We start from the raw sequence: 15,663 nt of genomic DNA, 5'->3' as shown, positions 1-15,663 counted from the left end.
CGGATCAGGCGGTCTGGGCGTTGGGCAAGGCCAGGCGCGAGCTGTCCTCCTGGCCCTCTTCGGTCTGGTCACGGCCCTGGTTCATGCGGGCGATGGTCTCGGGCGTGATGTCGCCGGTGACGTACACGCCATCGAAGCACGAGGCGTCGAAACCCGCCAGCTGCGGGTTGAGCGCGGCAATGGCCTGCTTCATGGCGTCCACGTCCTGGTAGATCAGGGCGTCGCAGCCGATGAGCTCGCGGACCTGCTCGACCGTGCGGTCGTGCGCCACCAGTTCCTGCGCGGTGGGCATGTCGATGCCGTAGACGTTGGGATAGCGCACCGGCGGCGCGGCGCTGGCCATGTAGACCTTGCGCGCGCCCGCATCGCGCGCCATCTGCACGATCTCCTTGGAGGTGGTGCCACGCACGATGGAGTCGTCCACCAGCAGCACGTTGCGCCCCTTGAACTCGCTGGCGATCACGTTGAGCTTCTGGCGCACCGACTTCTTGCGCACGCCCTGGCCGGGCATGATGAAGGTGCGGCCGACGTAGCGGTTCTTCACGAAGCCTTCGCGGTAGGGAAGACCCAGGATCTGCGCCAGTTCCATGGCGCTGGGGCGCGAGGATTCGGGAATCGGAATGACCACGTCGATCTCGCTCGGCGGCACGGTGGAGACCAGGCGCTTGGCCAAGGTCTTGCCCAAGTTCAGGCGGGCCTGGTAGACCGAGATGCCGTCGAGCACCGAGTCGGGTCGCGCCAGGTAGACGTACTCGAAGATGCAGGGGTTGTGGCTGACCTTGTCCGCGCACTGCTCGAAACTCACCTGGCCCTCCAGGTCGATGAACAGGGCCTCACCCGGCTGCACGTCCCGCTCGAGCTCGAAGCCATTACCCTCCAGCGTGACCGACTCGCTCGCGACCATCACGGAACCGTCGGCGTTGCGGCCCACGCACAGCGGACGGATGCCATACGCATCGCGGAACGCCAGCAGGCCGTGACCCGCGATCAGCGCGATCACCGCATACGAGCCCTTGATGCGGCGGTGCACACCGCGCACCGCGGCGAACACGTCGGCCGGCTTGAGCTTGGCCCCGCGGGTGGACTTCTCCAGCTCGTGCGCAAGCACGTTGAGCAGCACCTCGGAATCGCTCTCGGTGTTGATGTGGCGGTGGTCGGTCTGGAACAGCTCCTGTTTCAGGCCCTGGGCATTGGTCAGGTTGCCGTTGTGCACCATGACCAGGCCGAACGGCGCATTGACGTAGAAGGGTTGGGCCTCTTCCTCGCTGAAGGCATTGCCCGCGGTGGGATAGCGCACCTGGCCCAGTCCCACGTTGCCCGGCAGCGCCCGCATGTTGCGCGTGCGGAAGACGTCGCGCACCATGCCCTTGGCCTTGTGCATGAAGAACTTGCGTCCCTGCTGGGTGACGATGCCGGCGGCATCCTGTCCCCGGTGCTGCAGCAGCAACAGGGCGTCGTAAATCAGCTGATTGACAGGCGCCTGGCTCACCACGCCCACGATTCCACACATGATCGGATCCTCAACGAAACAAAGACTGTCGACTCAGGTCAGGTAGCGGGCCACCGGCTCCGGCAACAACGGCCGCAGAGTGTGCAGGCTGTCGCCCAGCATCCGCGCCACCGCAGACGCCTGCCATGCGTCCTGCGACTGGAACGGGGTCATGCCCACGACCACCGCCACCGCCAGCAGCACCACCACGCCACGCAACAGGCCGAACACGCCACCCAGTACGCGGTCGATAGGACGCAAACCCACGGCCGCCACCAACTTCTTCACCAGCCACGCCACAAAACCGCCAGCAAACGCGCTGGCCACGAACACCAGCGCAAAGGCCACCGCCGTGCGCAGCGCCGCCGAGAGCCCGTCCAGCGGCAGCAGACGCGCCACCTCACCCGCGTAGGCCTGGGCCAGCACGAACGCCGCCACCCAGGCCATCAATGAAAGCACCTCGTATACCAGGCCCCGCCACATGCCCACCACTGCCGACAGCAGCAGCACGAACAGCAACACACCGTCCACCGCATTCATGTCGCCGCACCCTGGCCCGGGGCCGAAGCCATCACAACCAGAGCAAGGCCGTCGACAGACCCAGCGCCTTGGCGCGCTCGGCCGCCTTTTCGGCCTCTGCACGCGTCGCAAAAGGACCCAGACGCACCCGGATGCGACGCCCCTGCGGCGTCTCGGCCACATGGGTGTAGGTCTTGAGTCCGGCACGCTCCAGCTTCAGACGGGCTTCACGGGCACGCTCGACTTCCGAGAACGCCCCCACCTGCACCACGATGCGCTCGTTGCCCGTGGTGGCCTTGTCAGAGGGCTTTTCGGCTGGCTTTTCAGTGGCCTTCTCCGCCAAGGCCTTGTCGGCCGAAGGCTTCTCTGCGGGCGGTTTTTCGCCGGACGGTTTGTCTGAAGGCTTCTCCACGGGCTTGTCGGCCGGCTTGGCCTCGACCTTCGGCTCGATCACCTCTTCGCGCGCTGCCAGACTGTCGGCTGTGGTCACGGGCGCCGTGGCCACAGGCGCCGGCCTGGTGACCGCAGGCTCAGACTTGGGCGCGGGCGCCGCGGGCGTGTTGCGAGAGGGAATCTCTATGGGAACGTCTACCGCGATCGGGCGAGGCTGGGTATCGAACAACAGTGGAAACCCCAGCACCCCGACCAGCACCAGCACGGCCGCGCCGATCAGGCGGTGCCGTGCCCGTCGACGCACGGCCTCGATGCTTTGCGGCGGCGTGGAGGCCGGATGGCCCGCGGAACCGGAACGGGAAGTGAGCATGCGGAAGGGGTCCGGCGGTGATCGCGGCGGGGTCAGTTCGCGAGGTGTTTGGCCGTCAGACGCGGCACACCATCCTTCAGAACACCCCCCACCGTGTGGAAGGAACCAAAGACCACGATTCTATCAGCCGGGTCTGCCTCGAGCACCGCGGCGCGCAGGGCGTCCAGCGGGTTCGGATGGCATCCGGCCACCCGGGAAGACGCGCCGGACACCTGGCCGGGGCCAGGGTCGAGCGCCGCGGCCAGATCGGCCGCCCGGCTGGCCCGCGGCAACGGCAGATCGGTGATGTGCCAGCGGTCGATCAGTGGTGCGATGCGTTCCAGCATGGCGGGCAGGTCCTTGTCGGCCATGGCACCGAACACCGCGTGCGTGGTGGGGTAATAGCCCATCGCGTCCAGGTTTTCCGCCAGCGCCGCCACCGAATGCGGGTTGTGCGCGACATCGAGCACCAGCGCAGGCTGTCCGGGCACGATCTGGAAACGGCCGGGCAGCTCCACCATCGCCAGCCCATTGCGCACGGCCTGGGCCGTCACCGGCAGGCGGGGCCGCAGCGCCTCGATGGCGGCCAGCACGCCCGAGGCGTTGACCAGCTGGTTGGCTCCGCGCAGGGCCGGGTAGGCCAGACCGCTGAACTTGCGCCCGCCCTGGGACGGGTGCATCGCCCAGCCCCACTGCTGCTTGTCGCCCGCGAAGTGGAAGTCCTTGCCGATGCGCCAGACCTCGGCACCGATCTCCAGCGCGCGATCAAGCACACTCTGCGGCGGCACCGGGTCACTGATCACCACCGGCCGGCCGGTGCGCATGATGCCGGCCTTTTCATAGCCGATGGCCTCGCGGTCATTGCCCAGCAGGGCCATGTGGTCCAGTGCGATGCAGGTGATGACGGCGCAGTCCGGGTCGATGATGTTCACCGCGTCCAGCCGCCCGCCCAGGCCCACCTCCAGGATCGCCACATCGATGCCGCTGTCCGAGAGCGTGCGCAGGATGGCCAGCGTGGTGAACTCGAAATAGGTCAACACCACGACCCCGTCGTCCCCCGCTCCGCCGTCGCCCAGCCGCGCACGCTCGACCTCGGCGAACGCTGGAAGCAAGGCATCGGCCGCCACGGATTCACGCCCGATACGGCAACGCTCCTCGAAATGCACGAGATGCGGCGAGGTGTAGACCCCGGTGCGGTAGCCCGCTTCGCTGTAGATGGCCTCGAGCATGGCGCAGGTGGACCCTTTGCCGTTCGTGCCAGCCACGGTGACCACCGGGCAGGGCAGCGAGAGGCGCATGCGCTGCGCCACGCGGCGCACACGGTCAAGCCCGAGTTCGATGCCGCTGATGCCCTGGGGATGCTGGCGCTCGCAGTGCGCCAGCCAGTCGTCTAAGGTGTTCATGACCGGGATTATCCCGGCCCTCGCAAAGCCCCGCGCTCAGCCCGAGAAGCGGTCGGTGGCCTCCATCAGCCGGTCCAGGATGCCGGGCTCGTTGAACGCATGGCCGGCATCGGGCACGAGGTGGAAGTCGGCCTGCGGCCAGGCCCGGTGCAGGTCCCAGGCGGTGTGTGCCGGGGTACAGGCGTCGTAGCGGCCCTGCACGATCACGCCGGGAATGCTTGCCAGCTTGTGCGCGTCGCGGATCAGCTGGCCTTCCGCCAACCAGCCACCATGCACGAAGTAGTGGTTCTCGATGCGCGCGAAGGCCAGCGAGAAGGCGTCGTTGGAATGTTTGGCGGTGTTGGCCGCGTCGGGCAGCAGGCGGATGGTCTGGCCCTCCCACAGGCTCCAGGCACGGGCGCAGGCCAGTTGGGCCACAGGGTCGTCACCGGCCAGCCGCTGGCGGTAGGCGCTGAGCAGGTCGCCGCGCTCAGCCTCGGGAATCGGCGCCAGGAAACCCTCCCACAGATCCGGGAAAAGCCACGACGCGCCGTCCTGGTAATACCAGCGAACCTCCTCGCGGCGCAGGGTGAAGATGCCGCGCACCACCAGCTCGGACACGCGGTCGGTGTGCGTCTGCGCGTAGGCCAGGGCCAGCGTGCTGCCCCAGGAGCCGCCGAACACCAGCCAGCGTTCAAAGCCCAGCAGGGTGCGCAGGCGCTCCATGTCGGCCACCAGGTGCCAGGTGGTGTTGTTCTCCAGCGAGGCCGCGGGCTTCGACCGACCACAGCCGCGCTGGTCGAACAGCAGCACGCAATACTTCTGCGGGTCGAACAGGCGGCGGTGGTCGGGCGAACAGCCCGAGCCCGGCCCGCCATGCAGAAACACAGCCGGCTTGCCTTGCGGGTTGCCGCAGAGTTCCCAGTAGACTTGGTGGCCGTCGCCGGTGTCGAGCAGCCCCGTTCGGAAGGGTTCGATCGGCGGGTAAAAGCTGCGAAGGGTCATGGCGAAGGCGGCGCAGCGCCCCGGGGGCGCGTGACAGAATTTGGGGATGACCACACTCTACGGCATCCCCAACTGCGACACCGTCAAGAAGGCGCGTACCTGGCTCTCCGAGCACGGCGTCTCACACGCCTTCCACGATTTCAAAAAACAAGGCGTGCCAGAGGCCGCGCTGGACCGCTGGCTGGCCGCTGCCGGCCACGAGCAACTGGTCAACCGCAAGGGCACGACCTGGCGGGGACTGGCCGAAGCCACCCGTGCCGCCGTGGTGGACAACGCCAGCGCCCGTGCCTTGCTGCTTGAACATGCCAGTGCCATCAAGCGCCCCGTGGTCGAATGGCCAGACGGTTCGGTCACTGTGGGCTTCGACGCCGGAGACTGGGCTCCCCGCCTCTGAGTGCATCCGAACGGAGCGGCGCGCCCGTCCGGCCGCCTAAAATCGCCGCTTCGCCTTCGTTTTTCATCCGGACATTTCCATGAGCACCACCCAGATCACCGGCGTTGCCGTCAACACCCAGGCCAGCGTCTACTTCGACGGCAAATGCGTCAGCCACGGCATCACCTTCCCCGACGGCACCAAGAAGTCGGTCGGCGTGGTGCTGCCCGCCACCCTGACCTTCAACACCGGCGCGCCCGAGATCATGGAATGCGTGGCCGGCGGCTGCGAATACAAGCTCGCCGGCACCGACGCCTGGCTCACCTCCGGCCCTGGCGAAAAGTTCAGCATCCCTGGCAACAGCAGCTTCGAGATCCGCGTGACCGAGGCCTACCACTACATCTGCCACTTCGGTTAATCACATGGCCACCATCCTTCAGAACCTGCCCGCCCAGCAGAAAGTCGGCATCGCCTTTTCCGGCGGCCTGGACACCTCCGCCGCGCTGCTGTGGATGAAGCAGAAGGGCGCCCTGCCCTATGCCTATACCGCCAACCTCGGCCAGCCCGACGAGAGCGACTACGAAGAAATCCCGCGCAAGGCCATGGCCTACGGCGCAGAGAAGGCCCGCCTGGTGGACTGCCGCCTGCAGCTGGCCCACGAAGGCATTGCCGCCATCCAGTGCGGTGCCTTCCACATCAGCACCGGCGGCATCACCTACTTCAACACCACCCCGCTGGGCCGCGCCGTCACCGGCACCATGCTGGTGGCCGCCATGAAGGAAGACGACGTCCACATCTGGGGCGACGGCAGCACCTTCAAGGGCAACGACATCGAGCGCTTCTACCGCTACGGCCTGCTGACCAACCCGAGCCTGAAGATCTACAAGCCCTGGCTGGACCAGCGCTTCATCGACGAGCTGGGCGGCCGCAAGGAAATGAGCGAGTTCCTGATCGCCAACGGCTTCGACTACAAGATGTCGGTCGAGAAGGCTTACAGCACCGACAGCAACATGCTCGGCGCCACGCACGAAGCCAAGGACCTGGAGCACCTCAACAGCGGCATCCGCATCGTCAACCCGATCATGGGCGTGGCGTTCTGGAAGCCGGAAGTCGAGGTCAAGGCCGAAGAAGTGACGATCCGCTTCGAGGAAGGCCAGCCCGTCGCCCTGAACGGCCAGACCTTCGCCTCGCCGGTCGAGCTGTTTCTCAAGGCCAACGAGATCGGCGGCCGCCACGGCCTGGGCATGAGCGACCAGATCGAGAACCGCATCATCGAAGCCAAGAGCCGCGGCATCTACGAAGCCCCCGGCATGGCGCTGCTGCACATCGCCTACGAGCGCCTGGTCACCGGCATCCACAACGAAGACACCATCGAGCAGTACCGCATCAACGGCCTCAAGCTCGGCCGCCTGCTGTACCAGGGCCGCTGGTTCGACCCGCAGTCCATCATGCTGCGCGAGACGGCCCAGCGCTGGGTGGCGCGTGCCATCACCGGCGAAGTGACGCTGGAACTGCGCCGTGGCAACGACTACAGCATCCTCAACACGGAGTCGCCCAACCTGACCTACGCGCCCGAGCGTCTGTCGATGGAGAAGGTGGAAGACGCGCCGTTCAGCCCGCTGGACCGCATCGGCCAGCTGACCATGCGCAACCTCGACATCACCGACACCCGCGCCAAGCTGGGCATCTACGCCCACACCGGCCTGCTGTCCATGGGCGACGGCACGTCGGAGATCTTCAAGCTCGAAGGCGGGAAGTGAAAGCGGTGCGGCGCCCGGGTGGGTGCTGCATAGCGAAGTAAAGGAGGAGGAGGCCGCAGGGCCGCCGGGGGACATGAGCGGCGCAGCGCCCACCCGGGTGCCGCGCCGCTTTCGCTTGGCGTCAGATGACGACAGGTTCCGGCTCCAGCCGGATGCCGAAGCGCTCGTACACGCTGGTCTGGATCGCTTTGGCCAGGGTCATCACCTCGCCCCCCGTGCAGGGGTGTTCCGCATCGCCCCTGTTGACCAGCACCAGCGCCTGCTTCTCATACACGCCGGCGTGGCCCATGGTCTTGCCCTTCCAGCCGCAGGCGTCGATCAGCCAGCCGGCGGCCAGCTTGATGCTGCCGTCGTCCATCGGGTAGTGCACCACCTTGGGGTCGCGCGCAATGATGTCGGCGCACTGCTCGGGCGTCACGGTCGGGTTCTTGAAGAAGCTGCCGGCATTGCCAATGACAGCCGGGTCGGGCAGCTTGGCGCGGCGGATCGCCACCACCCAGTCGAAGATCTGCCGTGCATCGGGCTGGCGGACGCCTGTCTCGTCCATCTTGCGCTCCAGGTCCAGGTAACCGAGCACAGGTTTCCAGGGTTTGGGCAGCCAGAAGCGCACGCGCGTGATGAGCGCCCGCCCCTTCAGGCCGAAACTCCTGTCGTCCGAAGGTGCGTGCTTGAACACCGAATCGCGGTAACCGAAGCCACACTGGGCCGCGTCCAGGGAAAACATGCGCCCGGTGTCCAGGTCCATCGCGTCCAGCGAGTGGAAGCGGTCCTGCAACTCGACGCCGTAAGCACCGATGTTCTGCACCGGCGCTGCGCCCACCGTGCCCGGAATCAGCGCCATGTTCTCCAGCCCCGGCCAGCCCTGTTCCAGCGTCCAGCGGACAAAATCGTGCCAGCCTTCTCCACCGCCGGCCTCCACCAGCCAGCCCCTGGCGGTTTCTTCGACCAGCCGCCGTCCGCCGATCTCCACCTTGAGCACCAAGGCCTTGAGGTCTCCCGTGAGCACCAGATTGCTCCCTCCGCCCAGCACGAACACCGGGTGTTTCGCGGACGGTTGCCGCCAGTCCGGGCTGGCCATCAGACCGAGCAGGTCATCGACGGAACGAAGACGAGCGAGACGTTGCGCGCGCGCGGCGATGCCGAAGGTGTTCATCGGCTGGAGGGCGACATTGTTCTCGACTAACATCCACGGATTGTCTCATTCACGCACCCGGGAGTTTCATCCATGCCCTCTTTCGACACCGTTCTTGAAGCCGATTTCGTGGAAGTGAAAAACGCGGTCGACCAGGTGGCCAAGGAGATCGGCACGCGCTTCGATTTCAAGGGCACCAGCGCCGGCATCGAGCTCAAGGAAAAGGACAAGGAAATCACCCTGTTCGGTGACGCGGACTTCCAGCTCCAGCAGGTCGAGGACATCCTGCGCAACAAGATGACCAAGCGCAACGTCGATGTGCGCTTCCTCGACATCGGCAAGGTCGAGAAGATCGGCGGCGACAAGGTCAAGCAGGTGGTCAAGGTTCGCAACGGCATCGCCAGCGAAGACGCCAAGAAGATCCAGCAGACCATCAAAAACAGCAAGATGAAGGTGCAGGCCGCCATCCAGGGCGATGCGGTGCGCGTGACCGGCGCCAAGCGCGACGACCTGCAGGCGGCCATGGCGCTGATCCGCAGCGAGCTCAAGGAACTGCCGCTGGGCTTCAACAACTTCCGCGACTGAACGGCGCTGCCTCGCACGCACCATGCGCAGCCCCTGCCGCCTGGTTCCGGCGCTGATCGTGGCGCTCCCGCTGGCGCTCACCGGGCCGGCCTTCGCTGGCGTGTTCAAGTGCAAGGGCCCGGAGGGCACCACCATCTTCCAGGACAGCGAATGCGGCCCTGCCAGCCAGTCGCTGCAGACGCCGAAGGGCGGCAGCGGGCCTGCCGTCGACCTGACCCAGCCGATGGACAAGCGATTCAAGACCCCGGAAGAAAAAGAGCGTCTGCAGGCCGCGCTCAAGATCTCAGGGCTGGACCAGGGCATGCGCAGGGGAATCGAGTTCTGCAGGACCCACGCGGCCGCGCACGTGGCCGGCATCGAGCAGGTCTACAACGGGTGGCGGCAGCAGCACGCGGTCGCCATCAGCACCAGCGAAAGCCTGATCGAGAAATACACCACGGCGCGCGAGCGTGCCGACAGTGTGGGCGACATCGTCGGCCTGCTGGAGCAGTCCCTGCAACTGCGAGCCGGCAATGAGACCGCCCGCAACACAGACAACTGCAAGAGCGCACCGGTCAAGCTGCAATCCTTCCTGACCAACCGCCACACCGACATCTACTCGACGGTCGGCGGTAGCCGTTGACCCACACCACGCGGGGGAACCTGTCGACCATGCCAGTTTTCAAAATGCTCCCCCCCGCCCTGCTCCTGGCCTTGGTCTCAGGCCAGGCGGTGGCCCAGACCTCCCCGCAAGTGGCGCTCTCCGGCGTGTCCGGGCAGAAGGCGCTGTTGGTGATCGACGGGGCAGCGCCAAGATTCCTGGCCGCCGGGCAGACCCACCAGGGCGTGAAGCTGCTGTCGGTGGAGGGCGACTCGGCCACCGTGGACATCCAGGGTCAGCACCATGTGCTGCAGGTGGGCGCCGCGCCGGTAAGTGTGGGCAAGAGCCATACAGGAGGCGGGGGCCAGCGCATTGTGCTCACCGCCGACCCCAGCGGCCACTTCGTGCCGGACGGGCAGATCAACGGCAAGGCAGTGAAGTTTCTGGTGGACACGGGTGCCACCACCGTGGCCCTCGGGGCAGCCGAGGCGCGGCGCATCAACCTGAAATACGACCAGGGACGGCGCATCCAGATGAGCACGGCCAACGGCCTGTCGACCGGCTACCTGATCCGTCTGGAGTCGGTTCGGGTGGGCGACGTTGTGGCCTACGATGTGGAAGCCGTGGTCTCGCCGCAGCCCATGCCCTTCGTGCTGCTCGGCAACAGCTTCCTCAACCGTTTCCAGATGCAGAAGAACAACGACCAGCTCACGCTGGAAAAACGCTTCTAGGCCTGCGCAGCGGTCACCACAATCTCGATCTTCCAGGACGGATCGGCCAGCGCGGCCTGCACCGTGGCGCGCGGCGGCGCGGTGCCCGGCACCACCCAAGCGTCCCACACCTCGTTCATGATCCCGATCTCGCGGATGTCGGTCAGGTAGATCTGCGTGCGCAGGATGCGCGACTTGTCGCTGCCCGCCTCCTTCAGCCGCTGCTCCACCTGCGCCAGCACGTCGGCGGTCTGGCTGCGGATGTCCTTGGCCTCGCACTCGGGCACCATGCCGGCGAGGTAGACCACGCCATGGAACACAGCCGCTTCGCTGTAGCGCGCGGCCATGCCGATGCGTGTGATGTCGTGGCTCATGATTTTTTGGCTCCCAGCTTGCTTTCCTTGCCAGCCAGCAGGCGGTTGATGTTCTCGGCGTGCCGCCAGATCAGCAGCAGGGCCATGAGCGCCAGCGCCAGCACTTGGGTCGACGGCGCGGTCCAGGCCACCTGGTGGCCGAACAGGAAGAAGGCTGGCGCAAAGATGGCCGTGACCATGGACGCCAGTGACGAATAGCGGAACGCGTAGGCCACGATCACCCAGGTCAGCAGCGAGGCCAGCCCCAGCCAGGGATTGAAGCCGATGATCACGCCCGCCGCGGTGGCCACGCCCTTGCCGCCTTCGAAGCGGAAGAACACAGGCCAGAGATGGCCAAGGAAGGCCGCCAGCCCGACCAGCGCCACCGTGCCGTCGCCCAGGCCCCAGGGCTCACCCCACCATTTCACCGCGACCACCGGCAGCCAGCCCTTGAGCGCGTCCAGCAGCAGCGTGAGAACGGCGGCCTTCTTGCTGCCCGAGCGCAGCACATTGGTAGCGCCCGGGTTCTTGCTGCCGTAGGTGCGCGGGTCGGCCAGGCCCATGAGGCGGCTGACCACCACGGCGAACGAGAGCGAGCCGATCAGGTAGGCCACGACGGTGGCGATGGCGGGGGTCAGGAATTCCACGTTCGACGTCCTTGTTGTCACCGCGTTGCGGCGGCGCGGGCGCCTATTCTGCCAGCGCGCACTGCACCGGCTTCGCGCCCAGTGGTCCGCTCAGCACGGCCGGATCGATGCCGACGAGGAAGCCGCGCCGCCCGCCGTTGATCCAGATCTTCGGCAGCTGGAGCACAGTGGATTCGACATAGACCGGCATGTCGCGCTTCAGGCCGAACGGCGAGGTGCCGCCCACCAGGTAGCCGCTGTGCCGGTTGGCCACCTCGGGCTTGCAGGGCTCGACCGACTTGGCACCGATCTGCCGCGCCAGGCTCTTGGTGGACACGGTGCGGTTGCCGTGCATGAGGATGGCCAGCGGCTTGGCCGCCTCGTCCTGCATGACCAGGGTCTTGACCACCGCAAAGGGGTCGAAGCCGAGCACCGCCGCGCTGTGCTGCGCGCCCCCGTGCTCCAGGTACTCGTAGGGATGTTCGGTGAACGCCACCCCCTTCGCCTTCAGCCAGGCGGTGGCGGGCGTCTCGGAGACATGGGCTTTCTTCGCCATCACTGCGCAGGGTCGCGGGCTTCCCACCGAATGGCGTCGACGGCCTTGAGCACCTCGGGCGACAGCACCGTCTCCCAGGCATCCAGGCACTGCTCCAGCTGCGCCATCGAGGTCACGCCGATGATGGTGCTGGCCACCTTGGGGTTGCGGTAGCAGAAGGCCAGCGCCAGCTGGGCGGGCGTCAGGCCGTGCTCGCGCGCCAGCGCGTTGTAGCGCTTGGCCGCAGCCAGCGCTTCGGGGCGGCCCCAGCGCTGCGCCTTCATGCTGTCGTACAGCGCCATGCGGCCGTGGGTGCCCGCCAGACCGGTCTCGTCGTACTTGCCGGTCAGCAGGCCGAAGCCCAGCGGCGAGTAGGCCAGCAGCGACACACCCAGGCGGTGGCAGGTCTCGTCCAGGCCGTTCTCGTAGGAGCGGTTGATCAGGCAATAGGGGTTCTGCACCGTTGCCACGCGCGGCAAACCCATCTGCTCGGCCAGGCGCACGAATTCGTGCACGCCGTAAGGCGACTCGTTGGACAGGCCGATGGCGCGCACCTTGCCGGCCTTGACGAGCTCGGCCAAGGCTTCGAGTTGCACCTCGATCGAGGGCATGGGCTTGTCCTTGGCCGCATCGAAGTAGATCGCACCGAACACCGGCGTGTTGCGCGCCGGCCAGTGGATCTGGTAGAGGTCGATCACGTCGGTCTGCAGGCGCTTGAGGCTGCCCTCACAGGCCTCGATGATCCCCGCCTTGCTCACCTCGGGCCGCAGCCAGGGCATGCCGCGCGCCGGGCCGGCGACCTTGGTCGCCAGCACCACCTTCTGCCGCGCACCGGGGTTCTTCGCAAACCAGTGGCCGATGATGGTTTCGGTCGCCCCACAGGTCTCGGCCTTCGCGGGCACCGAGTACATCTCGGCGGCGTCGAGGAAGTTGACACCGCGGGCCAGCGAGCGGTCGAGGATGGCGTGGGCGTCGGCTTCGTTGACCTGCTCGCCGAAGGTCATGGTGCCGAGGCAGACGGGGGTGACGGACAGGCCGCTCTGGCCCAGGGTGACGTGGTTCATGGGTGGGTCTGGAAGGATGGAAAACCGGCGACTGCCGGCGAGTTTAGGAGCGAATCAAAGCCCGCGCTGTCCTGCGCGTTCTCGCGCGCGTTCATCCTCCTGCAGGCGCAGCACACGGCGCTGCACCTTGCCGGTGGTGGTCATGGGCAGGGCGTCGACGAACTCGATCTCCTTGGGGTACTCGTAGGGCGCGAGCTTGCCCTTCACATGCGCCTGCAGGTCCGCGACCAGGGCGGCGTCGCCCGCCGTGCCCGGCGTCAGCACCACATAGGCCTTGACCACCGCGCCGCGCTCGGCATCGGGTTTGGGCACCACCGCTGCGTTGGCCACCGCAGGGTGCTTGACCAGGCAGTTCTCGATCTCGCTGGGGCCGATGCGGTAACCCGCGGCCTTGAACACGTCGTCGCTGCGGCCCTGGTACCAGAGGTAGCCGTCGGCGTCGCGCACCGCGAGGTCGCCGGTGCGGCACCATGAATCGCTCAGGTCGCCGGTGAACTTGGCGCGCGTGGCGGCTTCGTTCTTCCAGTAGCCCAGGAAAAAAATCGGGTCCGGGTCGCCGTGGATGTCCAGCCGGTGCACCGCCACATCCCCCGGCACGCCGACCGGGCACTCGTGGCCCTCCTCGTCGATCACTGCCACGCGGTGGCCGGGGTAGCCCTTGCCCATGCTGCCCGGCCGGGCCGGATACAGGCGCGCACAGTTGCCCACGATGTAGTTGATCTCGGTCTGGCCGAACATCTCGTTGACGGTCACGCCCAGCTGGTCGCGGCACCAGGCGAACACCGCGTCACCCACCGCCTCACCCGCGCTCATGATGGCTTCGAGCTGCAGGGTGAACTGTTCGCGTGGCCGCGGGAAGGCCTTCATCATGGCCTTCAGCGCGGTCGGGAACAGAAAGGTGTGGGTCACGCCGTGGCGCTGCATCAGCTCGAACGCGGTCTGCGGCGCGAAGCGGCCGTTGTAGCCGACGATGGGCCGGCCGAAATACAGCGTGGGCAACAGCGCGTCCATCAGGCCGCCGGTCCAGGCCCAGTCGGCGGGCGACCAGAACACCGCCTGCGATGCCACCGATGCATCGAACGGGTCGAAGCCGAACCAGTTCTGGCTGCAGACGAAACCGGTGAGGTTGCCGATCAGCGCGCGGTGCGGGATCAGCGCGCCCTTGGGGTTGCCGGTGGTGCCGCTGGTGTAGATCAGCACCGCGGCTTCGTCGGCCAGCGTGGGCACCAGATCGAACAAGGCCGGCTCCTGCGCCAGCACCGCCGACCAGTCGAGCACGCCGGGCGCGCCGGCGTCCACCGCGATCACGCTGCGCAGCAGCGGGCACTGGGCGGTCACCGACAGCATCGCCGGCAAGGTGCTCGCATCGCAGATCGCCACCACCGCCTCGCTGTCGTGCAGGCGGAACTCCAGCGCCTCGGGGCCGAACAGCTGCGACAGCGGCATGCCGACCGCGCCCATCTGCAGCACCGCCATGTAGGCCACCGCGGTTTCGAAACGCTGCGGCAGCACGATGGCCACGCGGTCGCCGCGCCGCACACCCAACGCCGCCAGCGCGTTCGACAACCGGTTGGCCTGCGCCTGCAGCTCGGCGTAACTGTGGTGATGGTCCTTGCGATCCGGGGCACAGGCGATCACCGCGGTCTGCTGCGCTGTCGCAGGGTCGGCGGCCCAGCGGCGCGAACACACCTCGGCCATGTTGAATGGGCGCGGCACCTGCCAGCCGAACCGCCGGTGCAGATCGGCATAGCCATCGGGCTGGGGGCGCGATTTGTGGGTGTCGCTGTGTTGACGCTGTCGCATCGCCGGTCTCCGTCTCGTTCCTTATGATGGATCGAATGTATCAAGCCCTGAACGCCTCCCGCAGCCGCTTCGTGCCCGTGCGCCACCTGTCCTACCACGTGCGCGAATGGGGCACGCCAGAGGCCGGCGTGCCGCCGCTGGCGCTGGTGCACGGCTGGATGGACGTGGCGGCGTCCTGGCAGTTCATGGTGGACGCGCTGCGCACGCCGCGCTGGATCGTGGCGCCCGACTGGCGCGGCTACGGTCTCACGAAGTCGGGCATCGGCGATGGGCCGCCGGCCGACAACTTCTGGTTCCCCGACTACCTGGCCGACCTGGACTTCCTGCTCGACGCCCTCGCACCCGGCCAGGCGGTGGACCTGGTGGGCCACAGCATGGGCGGCAACGTGGCCATGATGTACGCGGGTGTGCGCCCCGAGCGCATCCGCCGCCTGGTCAACCTCGAGGGCTTCGGCATGCCCGAGACCCGCCCCGCCCAGGCGCCCGGCCGCTACGCCCAGTGGATCGACGAGCTCAAAGCGCTGCACCGCGGGGAGATGGAGCTCAAGTCCTACGACAGCGCCGAGGGTGTGGCGCGCCGGCTGATGAAGACCAACCCGCGCCTGACACAAGACAAGGCGGACTGGCTGGCCCGCCAGTGGGCCGCGCCGGACGCCCAGGGCCGCTGGACCATCCTGGGCGACGCGGCCCACAAGGTGGTCAACGCCCACCTCTACCAGGTGCCCGAGGCGCTCGCGCTGTACGAGCGGATCAGCGCGCCGGTGCTCTCGGTGACGGCCGGCGACGACAGCCTGAACCAGTGGTGGAAGGGGCGGTTCACGCTGGAGCAGTACCGCGAGCGGCTGCGCCATGTACCCCGACTCACCGAGGCCCACATCGATGACGCAGGCCACATGCTCCACCACGACCAGCCGGAAGAACTGGCACAGCTGATCGAAAACTTCCTGGCGTGAGAAAATCGCCGGTTTCGCGGGCCTGTCCCGCGCCACCGACTGCGAGAACACA

General features: G+C 67.2%; 18 protein-coding genes. 7 read left to right on the top strand and 11 right to left on the bottom strand.

What is annotated here, in order from left to right; translation table 11 throughout:
- Nucleotides 1-4 precede the first annotated feature (4 nt).
- The 5 genes from purF to pip are packed head-to-tail and all read right to left on the bottom strand — an operon-like array spanning nt 5 to nt 5,137.
- Nucleotides 5-1,510, bottom strand: coding sequence for an amidophosphoribosyltransferase (purF, locus tag RCO38_RS13625; RefSeq protein ID WP_308328873.1), 1,506 nt, complete (start codon nt 1,508-1,510; stop codon nt 5-7).
- 33 nt (nt 1,511-1,543) lie between these two features.
- Entirely contained in the window at nt 1,544-2,029 is a 486-nt protein-coding gene (locus RCO38_RS13620) for a CvpA family protein (RefSeq protein ID WP_308328872.1), read from the bottom strand.
- A 31-nt stretch (nt 2,030-2,060) separates the two neighbouring features.
- Complete coding sequence (locus RCO38_RS13615; RefSeq protein WP_308328871.1) at nt 2,061-2,771, bottom strand: SPOR domain-containing protein; 711 nt, start codon at nt 2,769-2,771, stop codon at nt 2,061-2,063.
- A 32-nt stretch (nt 2,772-2,803) separates the two neighbouring features.
- Entirely contained in the window at nt 2,804-4,153 is a 1,350-nt protein-coding gene (folC, locus tag RCO38_RS13610) for a bifunctional tetrahydrofolate synthase/dihydrofolate synthase (protein ID WP_308328870.1), read from the bottom strand.
- Between the two features lie 36 nt (nt 4,154-4,189).
- Nucleotides 4,190-5,137, bottom strand: coding sequence for a prolyl aminopeptidase (gene pip / locus RCO38_RS13605; RefSeq protein ID WP_308328869.1), 948 nt, complete (start codon nt 5,135-5,137; stop codon nt 4,190-4,192).
- A gap of 46 nt (nt 5,138-5,183) precedes the next feature.
- On the opposite strand from pip, the gene RCO38_RS13600 reads away from it, so the two are divergent.
- From RCO38_RS13600 to argG, 3 genes are all read left to right on the top strand, one after another.
- The gene (locus RCO38_RS13600) at nt 5,184-5,531 is read left to right on the top strand and encodes an arsenate reductase (protein ID WP_308328868.1); all 348 of its coding nucleotides are present in this window, start codon (nt 5,184-5,186) and stop codon (nt 5,529-5,531) included.
- Between the two features lie 79 nt (nt 5,532-5,610).
- Nucleotides 5,611-5,928: a pyrimidine/purine nucleoside phosphorylase gene (gene ppnP, locus RCO38_RS13595; protein ID WP_308328867.1), complete on the top strand. Its 318-nt coding sequence runs from the start codon at nt 5,611-5,613 to the stop codon at nt 5,926-5,928.
- Nucleotides 5,929-5,932: 4 nt separating this feature from the next.
- Nucleotides 5,933-7,270 (top strand): argininosuccinate synthase, encoded by a 1,338-nt coding sequence (argG, locus tag RCO38_RS13590; RefSeq protein WP_308328866.1) that lies wholly within the window; start codon nt 5,933-5,935, stop codon nt 7,268-7,270.
- Between the two features lie 121 nt (nt 7,271-7,391).
- Here argG and murB read toward each other — a convergent pair whose 3' ends face one another.
- On the bottom strand, nt 7,392-8,456 hold the full coding sequence (gene murB, locus RCO38_RS13585) for a UDP-N-acetylmuramate dehydrogenase (RefSeq protein ID WP_308328865.1): 1,065 nt from the start codon (nt 8,454-8,456) through the stop codon (nt 7,392-7,394).
- 39 nt (nt 8,457-8,495) lie between these two features.
- Between murB and RCO38_RS13580 the strand changes: the two genes are divergently transcribed.
- From RCO38_RS13580 to RCO38_RS13570, 3 genes are read left to right on the top strand one after another with little or no spacing between them, the layout of a single operon-like run.
- Nucleotides 8,496-8,987, top strand: a complete 492-nt coding sequence (locus RCO38_RS13580; protein ID WP_079366963.1) for a YajQ family cyclic di-GMP-binding protein — start codon at nt 8,496-8,498, stop codon at nt 8,985-8,987.
- Nucleotides 8,988-9,009: 22 nt separating this feature from the next.
- Complete coding sequence (locus RCO38_RS13575; protein ID WP_308328864.1) at nt 9,010-9,609, top strand: hypothetical protein; 600 nt, start codon at nt 9,010-9,012, stop codon at nt 9,607-9,609.
- 44 nt (nt 9,610-9,653) lie between these two features.
- Nucleotides 9,654-10,298 carry a retropepsin-like aspartic protease family protein gene (locus RCO38_RS13570; protein WP_308328863.1) on the top strand — a complete coding sequence of 215 codons (645 nt, stop codon included), beginning with the start codon at nt 9,654-9,656 and terminating at the stop codon, nt 10,296-10,298.
- Here the strand turns inward: RCO38_RS13570 and RCO38_RS13565 are convergent.
- The 5 genes from RCO38_RS13565 to RCO38_RS13545 are packed head-to-tail and all read right to left on the bottom strand — an operon-like array spanning nt 10,295 to nt 14,658.
- Nucleotides 10,295-10,651: a RidA family protein gene (locus tag RCO38_RS13565; RefSeq protein ID WP_308328862.1), complete on the bottom strand. Its 357-nt coding sequence runs from the start codon at nt 10,649-10,651 to the stop codon at nt 10,295-10,297. The genes RCO38_RS13570 and RCO38_RS13565 overlap by 4 nt on opposite strands.
- The gene (gene plsY, locus RCO38_RS13560) at nt 10,648-11,277 is read right to left on the bottom strand and encodes a glycerol-3-phosphate 1-O-acyltransferase PlsY (RefSeq protein WP_308328861.1); all 630 of its coding nucleotides are present in this window, start codon (nt 11,275-11,277) and stop codon (nt 10,648-10,650) included. Before plsY ends, RCO38_RS13565 begins: the two co-directional genes overlap by 4 nt.
- A gap of 43 nt (nt 11,278-11,320) precedes the next feature.
- On the bottom strand, nt 11,321-11,812 hold the full coding sequence (locus RCO38_RS13555) for an aminoacyl-tRNA deacylase (protein WP_308328860.1): 492 nt from the start codon (nt 11,810-11,812) through the stop codon (nt 11,321-11,323).
- Nucleotides 11,812-12,855 carry an aldo/keto reductase gene (locus RCO38_RS13550; protein ID WP_308328859.1) on the bottom strand — a complete coding sequence of 348 codons (1,044 nt, stop codon included), beginning with the start codon at nt 12,853-12,855 and terminating at the stop codon, nt 11,812-11,814. Before RCO38_RS13550 ends, RCO38_RS13555 begins: the two co-directional genes overlap by 1 nt.
- Before the next feature lie 54 nt (nt 12,856-12,909).
- On the bottom strand, nt 12,910-14,658 hold the full coding sequence (locus RCO38_RS13545) for an acyl-CoA synthetase (protein WP_308328858.1): 1,749 nt from the start codon (nt 14,656-14,658) through the stop codon (nt 12,910-12,912).
- 35 nt (nt 14,659-14,693) lie between these two features.
- On the opposite strand from RCO38_RS13545, the gene RCO38_RS13540 reads away from it, so the two are divergent.
- Entirely contained in the window at nt 14,694-15,611 is a 918-nt protein-coding gene (locus tag RCO38_RS13540; protein WP_308328857.1) for an alpha/beta fold hydrolase, read from the top strand.
- Nucleotides 15,612-15,663 lie beyond the last annotated feature (52 nt).

Source organism: Hydrogenophaga pseudoflava, from assembly GCF_031020795.1.
GTDB lineage: Bacteria > Pseudomonadota > Gammaproteobacteria > Burkholderiales > Burkholderiaceae_C > Hydrogenophaga > Hydrogenophaga pseudoflava_A.
The sequence above is the reverse complement of the archived record's forward strand: the minus strand, read 5'-3'. Positions and strand labels throughout refer to the sequence as shown.